18 protein-coding genes, 1 tRNA gene and 1 pseudogene are annotated in these 14,615 nt (G+C 50.7%); all 20 read right to left on the bottom strand.

What is annotated here, in order from left to right; translation table 11 throughout:
• Positions 1–105: 105 nt before the first annotated feature.
• Positions 106–3,120 carry a fimbrillin family protein gene (locus tag GKD17_RS20905; RefSeq protein ID WP_007836001.1) on the bottom strand — a complete coding sequence of 1,005 codons (3,015 nt, stop codon included), beginning with the start codon at positions 3,118–3,120 and terminating at the stop codon, positions 106–108.
• Positions 3,121–3,201: 81 nt separating this feature from the next.
• Positions 3,202–4,116 carry a fimbrillin family protein gene (locus GKD17_RS20900; protein ID WP_057279896.1) on the bottom strand — a complete coding sequence of 305 codons (915 nt, stop codon included), beginning with the start codon at positions 4,114–4,116 and terminating at the stop codon, positions 3,202–3,204.
• Between the two features lie 36 nt (positions 4,117–4,152).
• Positions 4,153–5,031 carry a hypothetical protein gene (locus GKD17_RS20895; protein ID WP_007835997.1) on the bottom strand — a complete coding sequence of 293 codons (879 nt, stop codon included), beginning with the start codon at positions 5,029–5,031 and terminating at the stop codon, positions 4,153–4,155.
• Positions 5,024–7,096, bottom strand: a complete 2,073-nt coding sequence (locus tag GKD17_RS20890) for a hypothetical protein (protein ID WP_008669872.1) — start codon at positions 7,094–7,096, stop codon at positions 5,024–5,026. Before GKD17_RS20890 ends, GKD17_RS20895 begins: the two co-directional genes overlap by 8 nt.
• 12 nt (positions 7,097–7,108) lie before the next feature.
• Positions 7,109–7,648: a DUF3575 domain-containing protein gene (locus GKD17_RS20885; RefSeq protein ID WP_007835993.1), complete on the bottom strand. Its 540-nt coding sequence runs from the start codon at positions 7,646–7,648 to the stop codon at positions 7,109–7,111.
• Positions 7,645–7,950 carry a DUF3127 domain-containing protein gene (locus GKD17_RS20880; RefSeq protein ID WP_007835990.1) on the bottom strand — a complete coding sequence of 102 codons (306 nt, stop codon included), beginning with the start codon at positions 7,948–7,950 and terminating at the stop codon, positions 7,645–7,647. Before GKD17_RS20880 ends, GKD17_RS20885 begins: the two co-directional genes overlap by 4 nt.
• A 128-nt stretch (positions 7,951–8,078) precedes the next feature.
• Positions 8,079–8,828, bottom strand: a complete 750-nt coding sequence (locus tag GKD17_RS20875; protein WP_032936349.1) for a DUF2786 domain-containing protein — start codon at positions 8,826–8,828, stop codon at positions 8,079–8,081.
• 13 nt (positions 8,829–8,841) lie between these two features.
• On the bottom strand, positions 8,842–9,750 hold the full coding sequence (locus tag GKD17_RS20870; RefSeq protein ID WP_007835988.1) for a toprim domain-containing protein: 909 nt from the start codon (positions 9,748–9,750) through the stop codon (positions 8,842–8,844).
• Positions 9,751–9,843: 93 nt separating this feature from the next.
• Positions 9,844–10,935: a DUF4373 domain-containing protein gene (locus tag GKD17_RS20865; protein WP_007835987.1), complete on the bottom strand. Its 1,092-nt coding sequence runs from the start codon at positions 10,933–10,935 to the stop codon at positions 9,844–9,846.
• Positions 10,936–10,966: 31 nt separating this feature from the next.
• Positions 10,967–11,041: transfer RNA gene (locus GKD17_RS20860), tRNA-Thr, on the bottom strand.
• A 1-nt stretch (position 11,042) separates the two neighbouring features.
• A complete protein-coding gene (locus GKD17_RS23655; protein ID WP_007835985.1) occupies positions 11,043–11,279 on the bottom strand; it encodes a hypothetical protein in 237 nt (78 codons plus the stop codon).
• Between the two features lie 21 nt (positions 11,280–11,300).
• A complete protein-coding gene (locus GKD17_RS20855) occupies positions 11,301–11,564 on the bottom strand; it encodes a hypothetical protein (RefSeq protein WP_007839246.1) in 264 nt (87 codons plus the stop codon).
• A gap of 19 nt (positions 11,565–11,583) precedes the next feature.
• The gene (locus tag GKD17_RS20850) at positions 11,584–11,805 is read right to left on the bottom strand and encodes a hypothetical protein (protein ID WP_007839248.1); all 222 of its coding nucleotides are present in this window, start codon (positions 11,803–11,805) and stop codon (positions 11,584–11,586) included.
• Positions 11,798–12,073, bottom strand: coding sequence for a hypothetical protein (locus tag GKD17_RS20845; RefSeq protein WP_007839250.1), 276 nt, complete (start codon positions 12,071–12,073; stop codon positions 11,798–11,800). The genes GKD17_RS20850 and GKD17_RS20845 overlap by 8 nt, the downstream gene beginning before the upstream one ends.
• Positions 12,070–12,282 carry a hypothetical protein gene (locus tag GKD17_RS20840; RefSeq protein ID WP_227238732.1) on the bottom strand — a complete coding sequence of 71 codons (213 nt, stop codon included), beginning with the start codon at positions 12,280–12,282 and terminating at the stop codon, positions 12,070–12,072. The genes GKD17_RS20845 and GKD17_RS20840 overlap by 4 nt, the downstream gene beginning before the upstream one ends.
• An 11-nt stretch (positions 12,283–12,293) precedes the next feature.
• Positions 12,294–12,512 carry a hypothetical protein gene (locus tag GKD17_RS20835; protein ID WP_032953703.1) on the bottom strand — a complete coding sequence of 73 codons (219 nt, stop codon included), beginning with the start codon at positions 12,510–12,512 and terminating at the stop codon, positions 12,294–12,296.
• Between the two features lie 19 nt (positions 12,513–12,531).
• Positions 12,532–12,903 carry a DUF4373 domain-containing protein gene (locus GKD17_RS20830; protein ID WP_007839240.1) on the bottom strand — a complete coding sequence of 124 codons (372 nt, stop codon included), beginning with the start codon at positions 12,901–12,903 and terminating at the stop codon, positions 12,532–12,534.
• Between the two features lie 84 nt (positions 12,904–12,987).
• Positions 12,988–13,362: a hypothetical protein gene (locus GKD17_RS20825; RefSeq protein ID WP_007839242.1), complete on the bottom strand. Its 375-nt coding sequence runs from the start codon at positions 13,360–13,362 to the stop codon at positions 12,988–12,990.
• Positions 13,363–13,440: 78 nt separating this feature from the next.
• Positions 13,441–14,157: pseudogene (locus GKD17_RS20820) on the bottom strand (class I SAM-dependent methyltransferase); the annotation flags it as partial.
• Positions 14,147–14,599: a DUF1896 domain-containing protein gene (locus GKD17_RS20815; protein WP_004304266.1), complete on the bottom strand. Its 453-nt coding sequence runs from the start codon at positions 14,597–14,599 to the stop codon at positions 14,147–14,149. The pseudogene GKD17_RS20820 and the gene GKD17_RS20815, both read right to left, overlap by 11 nt.
• Positions 14,600–14,615: the final 16 nt, after the last annotated feature.

The raw sequence follows: 14,615 nt of genomic DNA, 5'->3' as shown, positions 1-14,615 counted from the left end.
CCGGACTGTCGTTAGGGCCGGAGCAGCCGCTGAGGGCTGCAACCGGCATTACAAACGTCAGACAAATAATGAGATGATTGAATGGTTTATCCATATTTATAGTTTTTAGTTTATGTCCACCGATACCTTTCTGTCCTGGTATACAGTGATTGACAGTTTCCTTCCGCTTTCGTTCTGGGTCAGCGTAATCGTGCCGCTACGGTCGGAAGTTGTCGGGTTTTCACTGACGGTTGCCGAGTTTGTGCCGGCACTGATCCAGGACACGTTGGCGGAAGCCGACCAGCCGATATTGCTGCGGGAGGTTTCGCTGCCGTTGGTGTATGTGATCTTCTGTGAGGTGACACTGTAGGTGACGGTTCCCCCGGTGGAGACGACGTCATCACCGCTGACGGCTCCGAGCGTGAATATGTACCCGTAGGTGATTACATCGGCGGGCTTTCCATCCTGATGGATTGTCACATGGCCTGATTTTCCTCCGTAACTTGCCGTATAGGTACAATTGCGGGATGAAGTGCTGCCATTGGCCGCCACTGTGACAGTCGTGCCGCTCCGGCTGAAGCCCGACGCGCTTCCTGACCATGAGGCGGATGAGCTCACATCCACACTCCGGTATTCTGTGGTGGTGCCTGTTGTTATGCCGTTCCACTTCGTGTATTTCGGACGGCTTTGTGATGCTGTCGCACTCAGGCGGCTTGTGCCTCCGGATGAGCCGATACCGGACGGGCTGGCGGACACTGACAATGAGCCCGTGGTCCAGTTGCCGTACTCCGTTGTCTGACTGCCGGCGGACTGTCTGACCGTACAGGCGGCCGACCTGCCGTTTGAAGTGGCCGTGACTGTGCAGGACCTTTCAGACGCTGTTGTGTTGTTGCCTGCTGTCAGTGTTGTTCCGGACAGGCTGAATCCGCTGCCGGCTGCCGACAATGACGGTGTGGCCCTGTCTGTTTCCGTACCGCCGGAACCGCTGACACCGTTCCACGTCCATGTGCGGGTACGGGTTGCCGCCGCGCTGATGGAGGATGTGCCTCCGCTTGCGGCTATCGTGGCCGGATTGGCTGACACTGTCACGTTCCAGGCACTCCATGACGCATATTGCCTGTTTCCTGCAGACTGGGTGATCGTACAGCTGGCTGATTTACCGGCATGGGTTGCCGTATATGTTATACTTCGCGTGCTTGTTGAGGTGTTGTTGCCGGCGCTGACTGTTTTTCCGGACAGGCTGAATCCGGCTGCACTGCCCGAGATGACAGGTGTGGCGGTTTCCGTACCGGTCTTTACCCCATTGGTATATACGTCACGCGCAGCCGAGCAGGTCAGCGTTGACGTTCCTCCGGCGGCCGCGATAGTGGTCGGACTGGCGGATATGTTTACTTTCCAATCTCCGTAACCGGTTGTTCCGGCCGGCTGCTTGACTGTACAGGTCGCTGATTTACCGGCATGGGTTGCCGTGACTGTACAGGATCTTTCAGATGTTGTTGTGTTGTTGCCTGCTGTCAGTGTTGTTCCGGACAGGCTGAATCCGCTGCCGGCTGCCGACAATGACGGTGTGGCCCTGTCTGTTTCCGTACCTCCTGAACCGCCGACACCGTTCCACGTCCACGCACGGGTACGGGCTGCATCGGCCGTGATGACGGATGTACCTCCCGTGTTTGCAACCGTTTCCGGATTGGCCGATACGGTTACACTCCAGTCGCTCCAGGATGCGTATTGTTTTGCACCGGCATCCTGTGTTATGGTCAGGCTGTTATCCGATGTTATGCCGTTGTAACTGCCTTTTACGGTAATACTTCTGGCATTTGTCGTAGTATTGTTGACAGCCAGGACCTGATTCCCGGACAGGCTGAATCCCGTCCCGGTTCCACTGAGGGAAACCGTTACATTTTCTTTTTTATCAGGATCCCGGTGGTCGTTATAATAAGTGCTGAGAACGGCTGTGACAGCCTTGTTTCCTCCGGCAGCGGGTATGTTTCCCGCAGTTGTGCTGATTTGCAAGGTCTGCCGCGTGGTAGCGGAGGACTGTTGTACCGGCAGGATGTAAGTCCTTCCGGATTCTGCCTGGGTAAACAGGACCTTGCCGTTTCGGGGAGCGGTATTCAGGTTTTCCGCCACCTTTATTGTTTTGCCCGCCTTGTCCGGGGTTATCCAGACGTCTGTCGTTGAAACCGTGTAATCCAATGGACTCTCAGTGCCGGGCAATGGCTTCCCGTTTATTGAATAATATTTGTTTGAAACCGTTTCGTAGTTATAGATGCCGCCGGAATAGCCGCTGCCGATGGTTTCCGGACTGACGGTAAAGGTATACTGCAGCTCTTTGCCCATGAACGGAATTACGGTAGTATGCCCCGCAAGGAATTCTTTCTTTGCCGTAAGGGTGTAGTCCTTTTTTGTGCCGTCGGCAAATAAAAGGGTAAGGAATGTACCGTCGGCATCCCGGTCCTGCGCCGGAATGACCGCAGTGAATGTGCCGCCGTCATTATACATCCGTATATCCGAGGTGGCTCCAAGGGTATTGGCGGTGCCGGTTCCCAGGTTGATATTGGCTGTAGCCTTGGCCCTTTGGATGGTCACGCCGGAAAGTGCCTCTCCCGCTTCCGGCGTATAAGTGACCTGCAGCCGGGACAGCCGGTGGGAGAAGGCGAGCGTTATGACCTTATCGGTTGTTCCGCTCCTGTTGGCCGCATACATGAAGTCGGAAAGCGTGATGCCTTCCCGCTGGTCCCCCTGTATGCTGAAATCATAATCCAACGGATTGCCCATGTCTTCCCTGTAGGGGTAATAGGCATAATAATCCGTTTCATAGCCGGCGGCTATTTCGTTGGCGTCCCCGTCCGCCACGAACTGCGAGCCGTTCCAGACGAACCGCTTGTTGTCCGCATAGTTTCCGGACGTTTTCAAGGTTGCAGGCGCTGATGACATGCGTACTGCCGCATAGACGCCGATGGCATCCCCGGTCTCAAACGTTGTCTCGGTTGCCCGTGCTCCCCCTGCGTCAATTTCAAAGGACACGGTATCACGGCTGTGGATTGCGGTGCCTTCCTCATTCTCACAGCCCTGCAGGGACAGGAGGGTTGTCACGGCCAGCCAGGGGAAAAGGCTGTTTAAAATATTCTTCATTTTCATCGTTTTGTCTGATTATGGGGGATTGGCAGCCCCGATATGGTTTGTAACAGGGCGGGAAGAAAGGCTTCCCGCCCCTTAAAGTCAGATTACAGGTACAAGCTGGATTTCACCTTTCACATCGTCTGTCCAGGGTTCGATGGTCACACCGCTGCCATCGGCACCGCCGATGACCAGACCGTTATTCCCCAGTACGATGTCGTAGATATTACGGTAAGAGCGTTCCCATTTCGTTCCGGCCGGGAAGGTGAATTGCAGCTGCTTTCCGTCAATGGTGAACACGGCCTGCATATCCTTGCCCGCTGTCGCATCAACCGGAACGACAATGGATGAAAAGGATACGGCCTTGTCTGTCAGAGTGGCGCCGGCGCTGAATTCCACATTGCCTGCCGTCGTTTTTGTCAGGGAACCTGTTGAAATATCCATAGTGGCACGGGTATACAACGGAGTGGCGGAACCGACATTCTTCAGTGTGATTCCGGTAAGGACGCCTTCCTGTCTGTATCCTTCCGTTTTCTTCATGCGGAATACGACCTGTGAAAGGGCATGTTTCATCGTGATGTTCACATTACGGTTCAGGATGCTCGCCTTGGTGTCGCCCTGTCCGTACAGATGGTCCGTCTGGGTGGTGATGTCCACCGGAAGGGCGGAGGGGGTGGTCAGCGTGGCATCATACGGATAATAAGCGAACACCGTCGCCTCGTTCTCATCCAGCAGGATCTCTTCCGAAGTCCATCCGGCAGCTGAATAGGTGAAAGGGGTGTTGGTATAGACGGCATTCTGGTTGTACGGAGTGCCCAGAGTACCGTTGCAGACATAAAGACCCAGCTTGTCACCGGCTTCCCAGGCGGTCTTTTCCGCGCGGGAAACAGCGGGAGCACCGATGTTGGCGTTGATTTTCAAGGAGGCACGGACATCCTTGACGGTTCCTTCTTCATTCTCGGAACAGCTGCATGCCAATACGGCAAGACACGCTGCGAACAAAAACATTTTCTTCATTTTGTAAAATTTTAAATTGATGATAAAAAAACAGTATTAATAAGTAATTATTCCCTGGCCCCATTCCACATTCTGCCAGTCCTCGATGGAAGCGGATGCGGTATGTAGGGACGGGGATACGCGGACGGTGATGTCCACACTGATACCGTCAGCGGTGAAGTCCTTGAACACATCACTCAGGTCAAGATCCGCATCCACGGGCATGTCCCCGTCCAGATGAAGACGGATGACATTGCTCACCCCGGTATTGATGCCGAACACCAGCACTTCCTTCCGGAAGAAATTCTCCTTTTCAGGGGAGACGGTGAAAGGCAGGGTGGCGAAACCGCTTCCCTTTTCCCTTGTACGTACATACCGGCTTGTGGTCACGCCGTCAAGTTCGGCGGTGATTCCGGTATATTCCAGGATTCCCGTATTCGTCACCGTGATGTTGAAGACAATCCGCTGCACCATCAGTTTGCTCTCGCAGGTGACGTGCAGGGTGTCGTCAGTCATGACCGTACCGGTCACGGAAGAGGAATACGCGTATCCCTGCTCCGCCGTGATCTTTCCCTGTTCCGTCGGAACACGCAAGCGGACGGTGGCGGCGGAGCCCGCATCCTCCAGGATGTTGACATCCTTGTTGCAGGCGAGAAACTCGTAACTCCCGATATGCAAGGTCCCATACGCATCACCGCTTCCATTAAAAGGAATGGAAAGATTGTCATATTCCGCCACGCCGTTACCGGTCAGCGGAAAAACCATCAGGTTCATCTCCGCCTGTTCCGGTGTGCCCATATCGGAAGGGTGATGGAACCCGTTACGGGCGTGCAGGTATCCTTTGTAGATACAATCCTCGGTGAACAGGCCGTCACAAGAGGAAAGTGACAGCAGGGACAGGAATATGCCGGGCAGAATTCTTACTATTTTATTCATATTGCGACAGGTTTAAATTATACGTTGTTATCAGCCGGTTGATTTCCGGATCAAGACGACCGCGATAGGCTTTGGAACCGTCCAGTTCCAGTGAGCGCATGAAGGAGGACACGGCTTTGCCGTCGTCTTTCAGACGGCTGTACAGGATGGACAGCAGGTAGCACACATTGGAACTTTCCGGCAGGGATTCCAATATTCCGGCAGCCCGTGCATCATAGCCCAGTGACATCAGGCAGATGGCCGTGTTGTAGTCGTTATAGTCCGACAGTATCACCAGCGCGTCCTTGTACTGCCTGTCCTCCATCAGGTCAAGACCGTGCATGTAGGCCGAGTCAAGGACGGTGGTGTATTTGAATTCCTCTATCATATCCCGGCGGTGCAGGTAGAATGCGAAGTTCACCGCACGTGCCAGAGGATAATAGTTCTCCCTGATATGCTTGTAGGCATCCGGGAAACGTTTCCGGATCCCGGCCTCCCTTGCGTCCGGATCCTTTACGGAGGACATGATATCCAGAACGGCTGACCTGTCATCCATTTCCGTATCCTGTTGTACCTTGCGGACAAGAAGCTGCCAGTCCTCGCCAATCCACCGGGGACGGATCAGGGTGTCGATGCCGGTCCTGTCATCCGTCCTTCCGGACAGGTACTCCTTCAAGGCAACGGCACGCTGCCTGGACAGGATACGGTTCGCGGCCGCGCTGCCTTCCGGGGATGCGGTGGCGGTCATGTCAATACTGTCCATCACCAACTCACCGGTATAGGTCAGCTTGTTGATCGCTTCCAGGACTTTGTCTATTTCGGAACGGTTGTTCCCGTATTCCTCGTCAAACAGGTATCTGCCTGCCGGATAATTGATATAGGCGGTCGTATTGGCCGTGGCCTTGCGGTATATCTTCTCCTTCCTGTACCGGGGCGCATGGTCCAGGAACTGCACCATACTGCTTATATAATAGGTAATGGTATCCGAGGACGGTAAATTGGCGGAACTGCCATTGACGGCAAGTATCCTTCCGTCTACTGTCAGGTCAATACGTTTCGTGTTATCGGTAACATCCATCTCCTGCCGGTAATAATAGCTGAAGGTATTGTTCCTGTTCCTGATGACCGTATCCAGACGGGCGGCCTGGTAAGGGAAACGAACCAGCTCCTCATATTTGCGTGACACCGCGTCACGTTTGCGTTCGTTCTCCGCAATGCGCTTGTAATCGAAGTATCTCTCCGCTATACGCGCCGAATCTTCCGGCGTCACCCTGCGTACCTTCAGAGGGGTGCCTTCCGAGAACATGCGGTAGCGGGACGGAATCAGCGTGGTGTCCAGGTCACGGCGGAGCCAGTAGGCGGGAAGTACGGACAGGATGGTGTTGTGGCCGGCGATGGCCATGCGGTTCCGTTCCATCTTCGCGTTGAAGTGCTGGTAACGGCGGTTCCATCTCTCAGTCCAGTCAATCCATTCCTCGCGGGCGATATAGTCATGCTTCCATGCCTGGTAGAACTCCTCCTCCAGCTCGGCCATGGCACGGCGGTAGCCTTTCATGTCGAACATCTCTTTCAGATAGGCGGAATCCGGGATGATGCTGTTTATGAAGGCCTGGTACTGCGCGTATCCTTTTTTCTGCCGCTTGACGAAGTCGGCGCCGGACAGGAAGATCCTCTCCAGTTCTATGCGTCTGCCACGCTTGTAGGCCACAGGGGTCAGCTGTACCTGCCATTTGTCATCTATCAGCCTGCCCGGAACGGTCACGACAAAATCCAGATTCACTTTCCCGGCACGCTCGGGGATGTTCCTGTTACGCGCGACAATGGTCACCTCGTCCAGCTGCAACACGGTCATCTCTTCACCCGTAACGCTGTCACGTTCGGCCATGGTGACAATATGTTCCACTCCCGAACTGTCCTTCCAGGTGATTTTTTCGGGAACGGAATAGCATGTCGTGTCCGGTGCAGGCCGCTTGCCGGCCTGTGAGAGACCGACCTTGCTGATGCTCCTTTCCATCTTGTGGGACAGGGAACAGGATAAGGACAGCAGTGGAAGTAAAAGGATTACAGGTATGTTTCTTTTTTTCATAGGACCGTACATTTAGAAAAGATATATCATGTTCAACGCCACACGTGAAGGTATCAGATACCATCCGTGTTTTCTGCCCAGGAAGGCGCCGCATTCCCGGCAACGGTATTCGTTGTACCTCGCCCAGACCGCGGCGCCGCCGAGTTCCCATTCTATGTTCCATGTTTTTGACAGGGGGTAGGCCTTGCCGATGGAGAGGCCGATGCCGTAGCCTTCCCCCTCATAGCGTTTCTTGTTCCATATCCTGCCGATCGAATAGCCGCTTGCCAGGGTGTTCATCCCGACAAAAAAATTGGAGTAGGACTCCACGAACCAGTAGCGCACGCCCGGCATGACAGTCAGGTTGCGGAACTGGCGGTTGTCCTTAAAGACGAAGGGATTGTACTGGACCGGTAGATGAAGCGACCATCGGCGGTTCAGCGTCATGGACCCCTCCAGGTTGATGTTGCCCGTTGCCAGCCCTATCAGGTTGGTACGCGCGGAATAGAACTGGGCCGGGGATGCCAGGCAGACGCCCAACAATATCCCCAGAAAAAAGAATTTCTTTCTCATCTGTTTTCTCCTTCCTGATTGGACGGCCGGGAATTCAGCACGGTGATGTCCCATGCCGTCAGCGTGTTGAAGTAACGGCCGTCCCGTTCACGGGCGGAAATGTCAAATTTGACACTGACCTCCATACCCTCCTCCATGGGAAAACGGTCCATGTTGGCATTCATCACTTGCAGGCAGATCCTCTTCGGATACTGGTCTTGCGTTTCTATCACAAACTCACGGGACTTCCACGGAGTGCCCGATGTCTTTCCGACTCCTTCCTTGACCGGAAAGAGGGTAAGTACTTTTCCTTTTATCTCCATATTTTTTTCGTTTATGTGTTTTTAATCAAGTGAACGGGGATGAACCGCAACCATCCTTTTCACGATCTGCTAAAACCATTCGGCATCCGGATCGACCTCCACGGAAAGCCGGTCCATGATCCATGTGATCAGTCTGTTGACAAAGCCCATGTTCTTATCCTTTTAAAAGTATTATCCTTCAATTGCCTGCTCAGACTTATATGGCGGCCGTCATCAACTCCGGTCATATAAGCCTTGTGGTTCGTCTTATGCCTGTTCGCCACAGGCTTTCTTCTGACAAGCCTGAACCTGCCCATATAGTCGTCTATCAGTTTTTGGTGACAGATCATGAGGCCGGTTTCCTGCGGCGTCTGCCCGGAATTCTCCAGCTGCATGCGTAAACCGGGTATGCAGCCTTCCAGATAAGACCGGATATAGTCCTTCTTACCTTTGGCGGTTCTCCAGTAACCGCGTCTGCCTTGCGCATACCCGGAATACTTCTCTTCGGACAGACGTCTGAAGGTTTTACGCAGGTAGTCAAAGAGCGCAATGACAGTTGCCGCATTTTCCTCTGTCCCGATTACCACCATATGGGTTGTGCCCGCGTAGAGCAGCATCTTGCAGTAATTGTATTCACATAAGACCCTCATCAGGTCCCGTTTCCAGATATTGCCGGCCGCATCCTTGTAGCTGATTCTGTCAGATTCGCAGGCTGTCAGCCGGTTTTGTGGATTCTCACCGGCAAGATCAAGCAGGGAGAGGTTGTATTCCATAAGCAGGCGGTGTACCGCCGCTGCCGCCGCATGGGCTTCACCTTCAGATCCGATCTGTGTGGCGGATTCTTTGAGCCGGATAAGCTTGCGGATTCTTTCCGTTATCTTTTCTGATACTTCTTTCATATTGTTTGCTGTATTACATCTCATTTCCTGCAGTCATTGCTTTTTTTTTACAGGCTTGCAGGAACTCGTTGAAATCGTTATGCCGGGGATACAGCCGGACGGACTCATTGACCAGTACCGTATCCTTCCCAAGATTCCCCTCCAGTTTCTCCAGGGCGTCCATGCCTGCCTTGTCGTTGTCCAGAAAGGCATGTACCAGCCGGTGCCGGGAAAGGAACTCTCCGGACCTGCCGGCCATGGCCGTGGAGTTCAGGATGCAGAAATTCATTGGCGGCAGTCCGGGATGTTCCCTGGCATACTGGAGATAGCTGAGAAAATCCATGAATCCCTCGAAAACGGCACAACGGTCGCCTCCATTGTCAAGACAGGTGACGGCTTTTACTCCGGCACATCCCTTGAATATCGGATTCCTGAGCTCCATGCCTCCCTTGTCATTGGGGAAAGCTACGGCGAAACAGCGCCTGTCCTTCCTTCCGCTGAAATGGTAGTATGCTTCCTTGCAATATGCCTTTGCAATGTCCGCATCAATTCCACGCCGGCCCATGTATTCCAGAAGCATCCTGTTGGTCAGGGGATTGATATTGTCGACAGTCAGTCTGGGGCTGGTGCCGGCATCCCCGGCGGAAGTCGGAACAGGGAGGGGGTCGGACGGGGCGGACAGGTCGCTTTTTTCAATCCGCCGCATGGCGGAGTGAAAATCGCACCGTTCCAGACGCATGACCAGGTCAGCCACACCTCCCGAGCTGTCCTCACCGAAATCCTTCCATTTGTTCGTGTGCAGGTTCACCATGAAGCTGGGGGTCTCCTCATTTCTGAAAGGGGAGCTGTACATGAGATAGCCGTGGTAGGACCTGACCGGTTCATGACCGTATTTTTCCAGTATCTCCCGCAAGGGGATCGCATTGGCTTCCTGTGATTTCATAATCTTTCGTTTTTTTTAAGTTCCTGCCGCACCGGCTTCACAGCGGGACGGCAGGATGGAATGTTCTTTCACATACTAACTAATGTCAAAATATCATGCGGTCCGGACGGACGTCAGCCTGCTCCTGAGAAAACATAGCGGGCTCCTGATGCGCCCGTTGCTGCGCTCGATTTCCTTCAGGGCGGCTTCCAGCACACGGGGGGAGTCCGCGGACAGATGCAGGATCTCATGCTGCTGTGCCGGAGAAATGCCTAGACGCTCAAGGGCGGCACGGAAACCGTCCTGCCTCTTTTCTCCTGAACATTCAGCGTTGTACTTGCGGATATAGTTCTCTATCAGCGGAGTGAGGCAGCCGCCCACACTGTAACGGTAGTCACCGTTACGGATGCTGTCCTTGACGGCGGCTATGGCGTACTCCAGGGGCATGGCCGGATAACGGGCTTTCAGAATGCACGCCCAGCGGATCTGGTCATCCTTCAGGTTCAGGTATTCCAGATCGGATTTTAAAGTCCGGATGGAATTGTCCTCCTCATCCGTCTTTTCCTGAACGGATGTAAAGGAGCTTGAGGATGATATGTTTTCTTTTCTTTCCTTTATATTGTAAGCTTCCGGAATATTCACGGATTCTTCCGGAATAAATCCGGTTTTTTCCGGAAGAATCCCCTCTTTCAAAGGAACGGGCGCTTCTGAAGGTTCCGTGAAGGGAACAGAGGTGACTGCCACAGATCCACAGATCGGAACGGACGCCGCTTCCACAGGGAGCTGTGCCCGGGAAACCGGGAAGGAGGATTTTTCTTCGGAAAGAAGATTTATTTCTTCCGGAATGACTGTCTTGCGCTTGGCCGCGTGACACATGGACACATATCGGATCTGGATGGAGTGCCCTGTCAGAATGCCGTACTGTTTCCAGATTCCGGCATTGAACAGCCCCGTTTCCGTACAATAGTTGATGATCCGGAGAACCTCCTCTTCCCTCATGTTCCAGTATTCCGCACAATCGAACAGCTCGTCCTGTGTGAAACGGATATAACAGCCTTCCACACGGTAGATCTCATTCAGGACATACTGGTATATCGCATAACCGGCACAGCTGTGTTCCTTTCTCAGCTTGCGGATCTTGATGTCACGGAACCGGTCCGTTTCGGCCCTGTAGTACTCAAAGCCTTTTCTGGCAATTCTTCCCATAATTATACGTTTTAAGAATTTTTTTTCAGTGTGAAACAAACAGGATTCGAACCTGTATCACCAGCCTGCATACAATGCGGTGACTTGCCTGTTAGTCCATTGTTCCGTTACGATTCTGATAAATATCTCATTAAACTATCCTTATCTCTAAAAAGTCTTTTTCCCCATTGTGGATAATTGTTTCTGGGCACACTTAGCCCATCTGACAGCTTATAAACCATAAGAAAACTATCATCAGTATAGGATATTTCGATAATTATTTTGCTTATACTTGTATGGATAATGTTATCCCCGCTCAGATAGCATACGCTATCTCCTACGTTAAATTCAGTATCTATATTCATACCTATATCGTTATTAGTCAATTACCAATCTCCACCATCATTTAATATGCCATCAATAGTAGTTACACTATTTTCAATATTGCTACCTCCATATTGCGTAAATTCCGGTGTAGGATTATTGTCTGTATCTCCATGCATCATTACATGAAGCGAACCACTGGCTGAATACAGCCAAAGACGCTTACCATCCTTTTCCCACTTTTTTGCAAGTCGTTTCAGAGAGTCAATCAACTTACATTCTTCGGGAGTACATTCTATCCCAGCTTCTGTTTGATATTTGCTCATATCGAATTAATTTTAAATATTAATCTTTTTCTAAAAAAGTGTTAGTAGTATTCAACACTCCGGCTGAATCCCGATTTTTACCATCACGCACAAAAAAACTATCGCTTAACAGCCTTTCATAATCGATTTTATTCATAAGAATAACACTCGCATTGCCATCTATATACAGTTTGCATTGCATGAATTGAGTTCCTTTTACTTCCTCAATTACATCTATTTGCATTGTTCTTTTTTTACTCATATCTGTCCAATTTTAAAATTTCATCAATAGATGATAAAACACTCTCCAGTCTTTCCAACTGCTCAGAGTATTTCATAAGAAGATTTTCTTCTCTTTCCGTAGCCTCCCCTCCATTGTGAATATCATTATACTTTTCGTATTTTGATTTTACACTCTTATATGCTTTCTGAAAGAACGGAAGCAATATCTTACATTCCTCTTTGGTCATACAGACCGTTATCTCGTATGGAGATGAATACGATTTTCTAGTGCCATCTATGTGACTCATTTCTGTTCGTTATTGAAGTCATTAATATAACTACGCCCAGCATCAGTTGGACGATAAACAACATCACCAAATGGTCCAGCCGATTTCGTCAACAAACCGTTTTTTACCATTTCTTCTAAATCATCAGAGGGTTTACTATAACCACCCCATCCTTTTTTGCAGATATTCCTTAAATGAATAAGCTGCATCTTACTTAATTCTATATTCATTTGGTTCATATTTATTCGAGTTCGAAGATTCTGTTGATGGTGTCAGCTAATTTATCATTGATGATTTTCGAGTTCCAACTGTCAAATTCAAGAATAATACCAACTTGTCTGGAACTGCCGGAGTCTGTATAAGACCTGCCCATTGTGATATTTACAGGCAGGTTCTCCTCTTTGGCTACCTCTATAAAAGCGTTTGCCAGTTTTTTTAACATTTCACATCTTATCAACATAGTATTTTCGGATTAGTGATTATGAATTGACAGCCATGAAGAAACCGGCATTATTATACTGTTGCCTGATTTCTGCGGATGTAAGAATATGATACTTGGTATACAACTCAGCATTGAACAAGTCAACCTGAATACAATACTCCACGATTTTCTCCACTTCTTCCGGAGAGAGTGCCCAATAGTCCGCTACTCTGCAAAGCATATTCTTACACCAATACAATGAATGGTTTCCTGTACGGAATATCTCATTTTCTATATAATCATAAACCGCATATCCATTACATCCATATACAGTTTTCAGATCACTAACTTTGGTTTCATGCAACTGTGATGTCCTTTTATAACAAGGCAGGAATGGAATAATCTTATTGTCTGAAATAACGGATTTCATAATGTCTTTTATTTAAATTTCGGTAATAAGGATGCAGTTCAGATTCTTATTGAATTCTGAACAAAAGATTGTTGCTGCAAAAAATTATACTCTTGCAGGTATATCGTATCTTTTACGTATTTTTTTTACGTAATTGAAAACAGTCTTTTCACAGACTTTTGGAAAAGAGGGATTATTCTCCTTTAGATATTCATGAATCTGGGTGGAAGAATAATAAGGACAGGTTATCAGCAAATGCTTAACTGACTCCTCATAAGGATCGAGACGGCAGGAATAAGAAGGGCGCGGACGATTGCCATGTTGAAGAAGCTCATCAACATTTAATCGGGAAAGCCGCATGACTCTGCCGGGAGGAAGTTGCAGCTTCTTTGCTATTTGAGAACGGCTCAAGCCAAGAAGTCGAAGTTCGGCAATGTTATGCCAGTCGTGGTAGTCTTCTGTAATCTTTTTTGCATCCATTTTCTACATAAATATAGTTTTCGTAAAGTGAAATATTTAATGTTACGAAAAAGTGATGCGGCAAAGTTACGAGTTACAGCCGTCACGCACGGCATCCAGTCCTTTGAGAAAGAAATAGTTGTGGATGGTTTTCTGGGCGGAGCGTCTGCCGAAAGAGTCGCTCCGCTGAAACTCCGCGTCGAACACGGCAATGTCACCGAACGGAATGTTGGACACCGCCAAGTCGAAATAATTGTTGAACGGTCTTTCGATTTTCTCAAAACCGCAGGTGCGCATTTTCTGGTCGGGATAGAGATGCCTCAAGATTGTACCCGTGAGCAGATCCTTCTCGAAAGCCATCACATCCGCATTGGGGCTGTGCCGCAGCATGGAATCCACGAACACGCCGACACCTGCCGACGGTTCGAGCATACGGGCGGGGCGGACGCTGTAATCTGCCAGCACGTCCGCGATGGTGTCGGTTATCTCTTTGGGGGTGTAGAAAGCGGTCAGCACGGACGCTTTCAGCGAATCCACAAACCGCTTGTACTCTGTTTCGTCCTTGCTGTTCTCACGGATAAGCCTGTGCAGCTCCACCGTCGGGGCGAACAGTTCGAGGTCGGATTTCGCCCACCGGACGGCATCCGTCAGTTCCTTTGCAGGGTTGAGGATACATTTCAGACCGCCGAAACCGCAGTACCTTTGAAGTATGGCACGCTCTTCGGTTGTCGCTGTCCTATTTTCCCTGTCAAGGATGAATGCCGTCCGTATCGCCTCGATGTTGTCCCGCAGTTTCTGTTTGCGGTTAAACGCCATATTCGTCTAAGTAAAGGACGGTTGCTCCCGTCAGCTCCGTGTAGAGCAGGTCGTAATCGGAAGACAGGGCGAAATTGTCATCCGAGAGGTCATAGACGGAGAACACGTTGCCGACAAGCGGCAGCAGTTTCAGGACAAAGGCTTCACGCTTCTCTTCCGGCACTTCATCGGCAAACTCGTTTTCCACGACTTCGCGGAGGATGGCGTAACGGGAATAATGCAGCCCGCGCAGCAGCGTGTCCATCGCCAGTTCCTGCGCACCATCGGCGGGATAGCCTTCAAGCCGTGCCCTCTCATACGTTTCGGCGGCACGGTCGGCCCGTTCCCGTATGAAAGCGGTGTCGTCAGCCTGTTCAAACTTGTTCGTGCGGAGATAGTCCAGCAGGTACAGACCGTAATAGGAAAAGTCGGTCTGACCCTCGTTTTTCTTCTTGTTGTTCATTACTTTGGATTTAGCG

Origin of the sequence: Phocaeicola dorei, from assembly GCF_013009555.1 — a bacterium.
Lineage (GTDB): Bacteria > Bacteroidota > Bacteroidia > Bacteroidales > Bacteroidaceae > Phocaeicola > Phocaeicola dorei.
Note: the sequence above shows the minus strand (reverse complement) of the source record. Positions and strands in the feature narration are given on the sequence as shown.

Excerpts from the sequence above, each read along its gene's own strand:
- GKD17_RS20845 (WP_007839250.1), bottom strand. The coding sequence starts at position 12,073 with ATGAGTCACATAGATGGCACTAGAAAATCGTATTCATCTCCATACGAG.
- GKD17_RS20850 (WP_007839248.1), bottom strand. The coding sequence starts at position 11,805 with ATGAGTAAAAAAAGAACAATGCAAATAGATGTAATTGAGGAAGTAAAA.
- GKD17_RS20840 (WP_227238732.1), bottom strand. The coding sequence starts at position 12,282 with ATGAATATAGAATTAAGTAAGATGCAGCTTATTCATTTAAGGAATATC.
- GKD17_RS20825 (WP_007839242.1), bottom strand. The coding sequence starts at position 13,362 with ATGGATGCAAAAAAGATTACAGAAGACTACCACGACTGGCATAACATT.
- GKD17_RS20865 (WP_007835987.1), bottom strand. The coding sequence starts at position 10,935 with ATGGGAAGAATTGCCAGAAAAGGCTTTGAGTACTACAGGGCCGAAACG.
- GKD17_RS20815 (WP_004304266.1), bottom strand. The coding sequence starts at position 14,599 with ATGAACAACAAGAAGAAAAACGAGGGTCAGACCGACTTTTCCTATTAC.
- GKD17_RS20895 (WP_007835997.1), bottom strand. The coding sequence starts at position 5,031 with ATGAATAAAATAGTAAGAATTCTGCCCGGCATATTCCTGTCCCTGCTG.
- GKD17_RS20875 (WP_032936349.1), bottom strand. The coding sequence starts at position 8,828 with ATGAAAGAAGTATCAGAAAAGATAACGGAAAGAATCCGCAAGCTTATC.
- GKD17_RS20830 (WP_007839240.1), bottom strand. The coding sequence starts at position 12,903 with ATGAAATCCGTTATTTCAGACAATAAGATTATTCCATTCCTGCCTTGT.
- GKD17_RS20835 (WP_032953703.1), bottom strand. The coding sequence starts at position 12,512 with ATGTTGATAAGATGTGAAATGTTAAAAAAACTGGCAAACGCTTTTATA.
- GKD17_RS20900 (WP_057279896.1), bottom strand. The coding sequence starts at position 4,116 with ATGAAGAAAATGTTTTTGTTCGCAGCGTGTCTTGCCGTATTGGCATGC.
- GKD17_RS20890 (WP_008669872.1), bottom strand. The coding sequence starts at position 7,096 with ATGAAAAAAAGAAACATACCTGTAATCCTTTTACTTCCACTGCTGTCC.
- GKD17_RS20885 (WP_007835993.1), bottom strand. The coding sequence starts at position 7,648 with ATGAGAAAGAAATTCTTTTTTCTGGGGATATTGTTGGGCGTCTGCCTG.
- GKD17_RS20870 (WP_007835988.1), bottom strand. The coding sequence starts at position 9,750 with ATGAAATCACAGGAAGCCAATGCGATCCCCTTGCGGGAGATACTGGAA.
- GKD17_RS20880 (WP_007835990.1), bottom strand. The coding sequence starts at position 7,950 with ATGGAGATAAAAGGAAAAGTACTTACCCTCTTTCCGGTCAAGGAAGGA.
- GKD17_RS20905 (WP_007836001.1), bottom strand. The coding sequence starts at position 3,120 with ATGAAAATGAAGAATATTTTAAACAGCCTTTTCCCCTGGCTGGCCGTG.
- GKD17_RS23655 (WP_007835985.1), bottom strand. The coding sequence starts at position 11,279 with ATGAATATAGATACTGAATTTAACGTAGGAGATAGCGTATGCTATCTG.
- GKD17_RS20855 (WP_007839246.1), bottom strand. The coding sequence starts at position 11,564 with ATGAGCAAATATCAAACAGAAGCTGGGATAGAATGTACTCCCGAAGAA.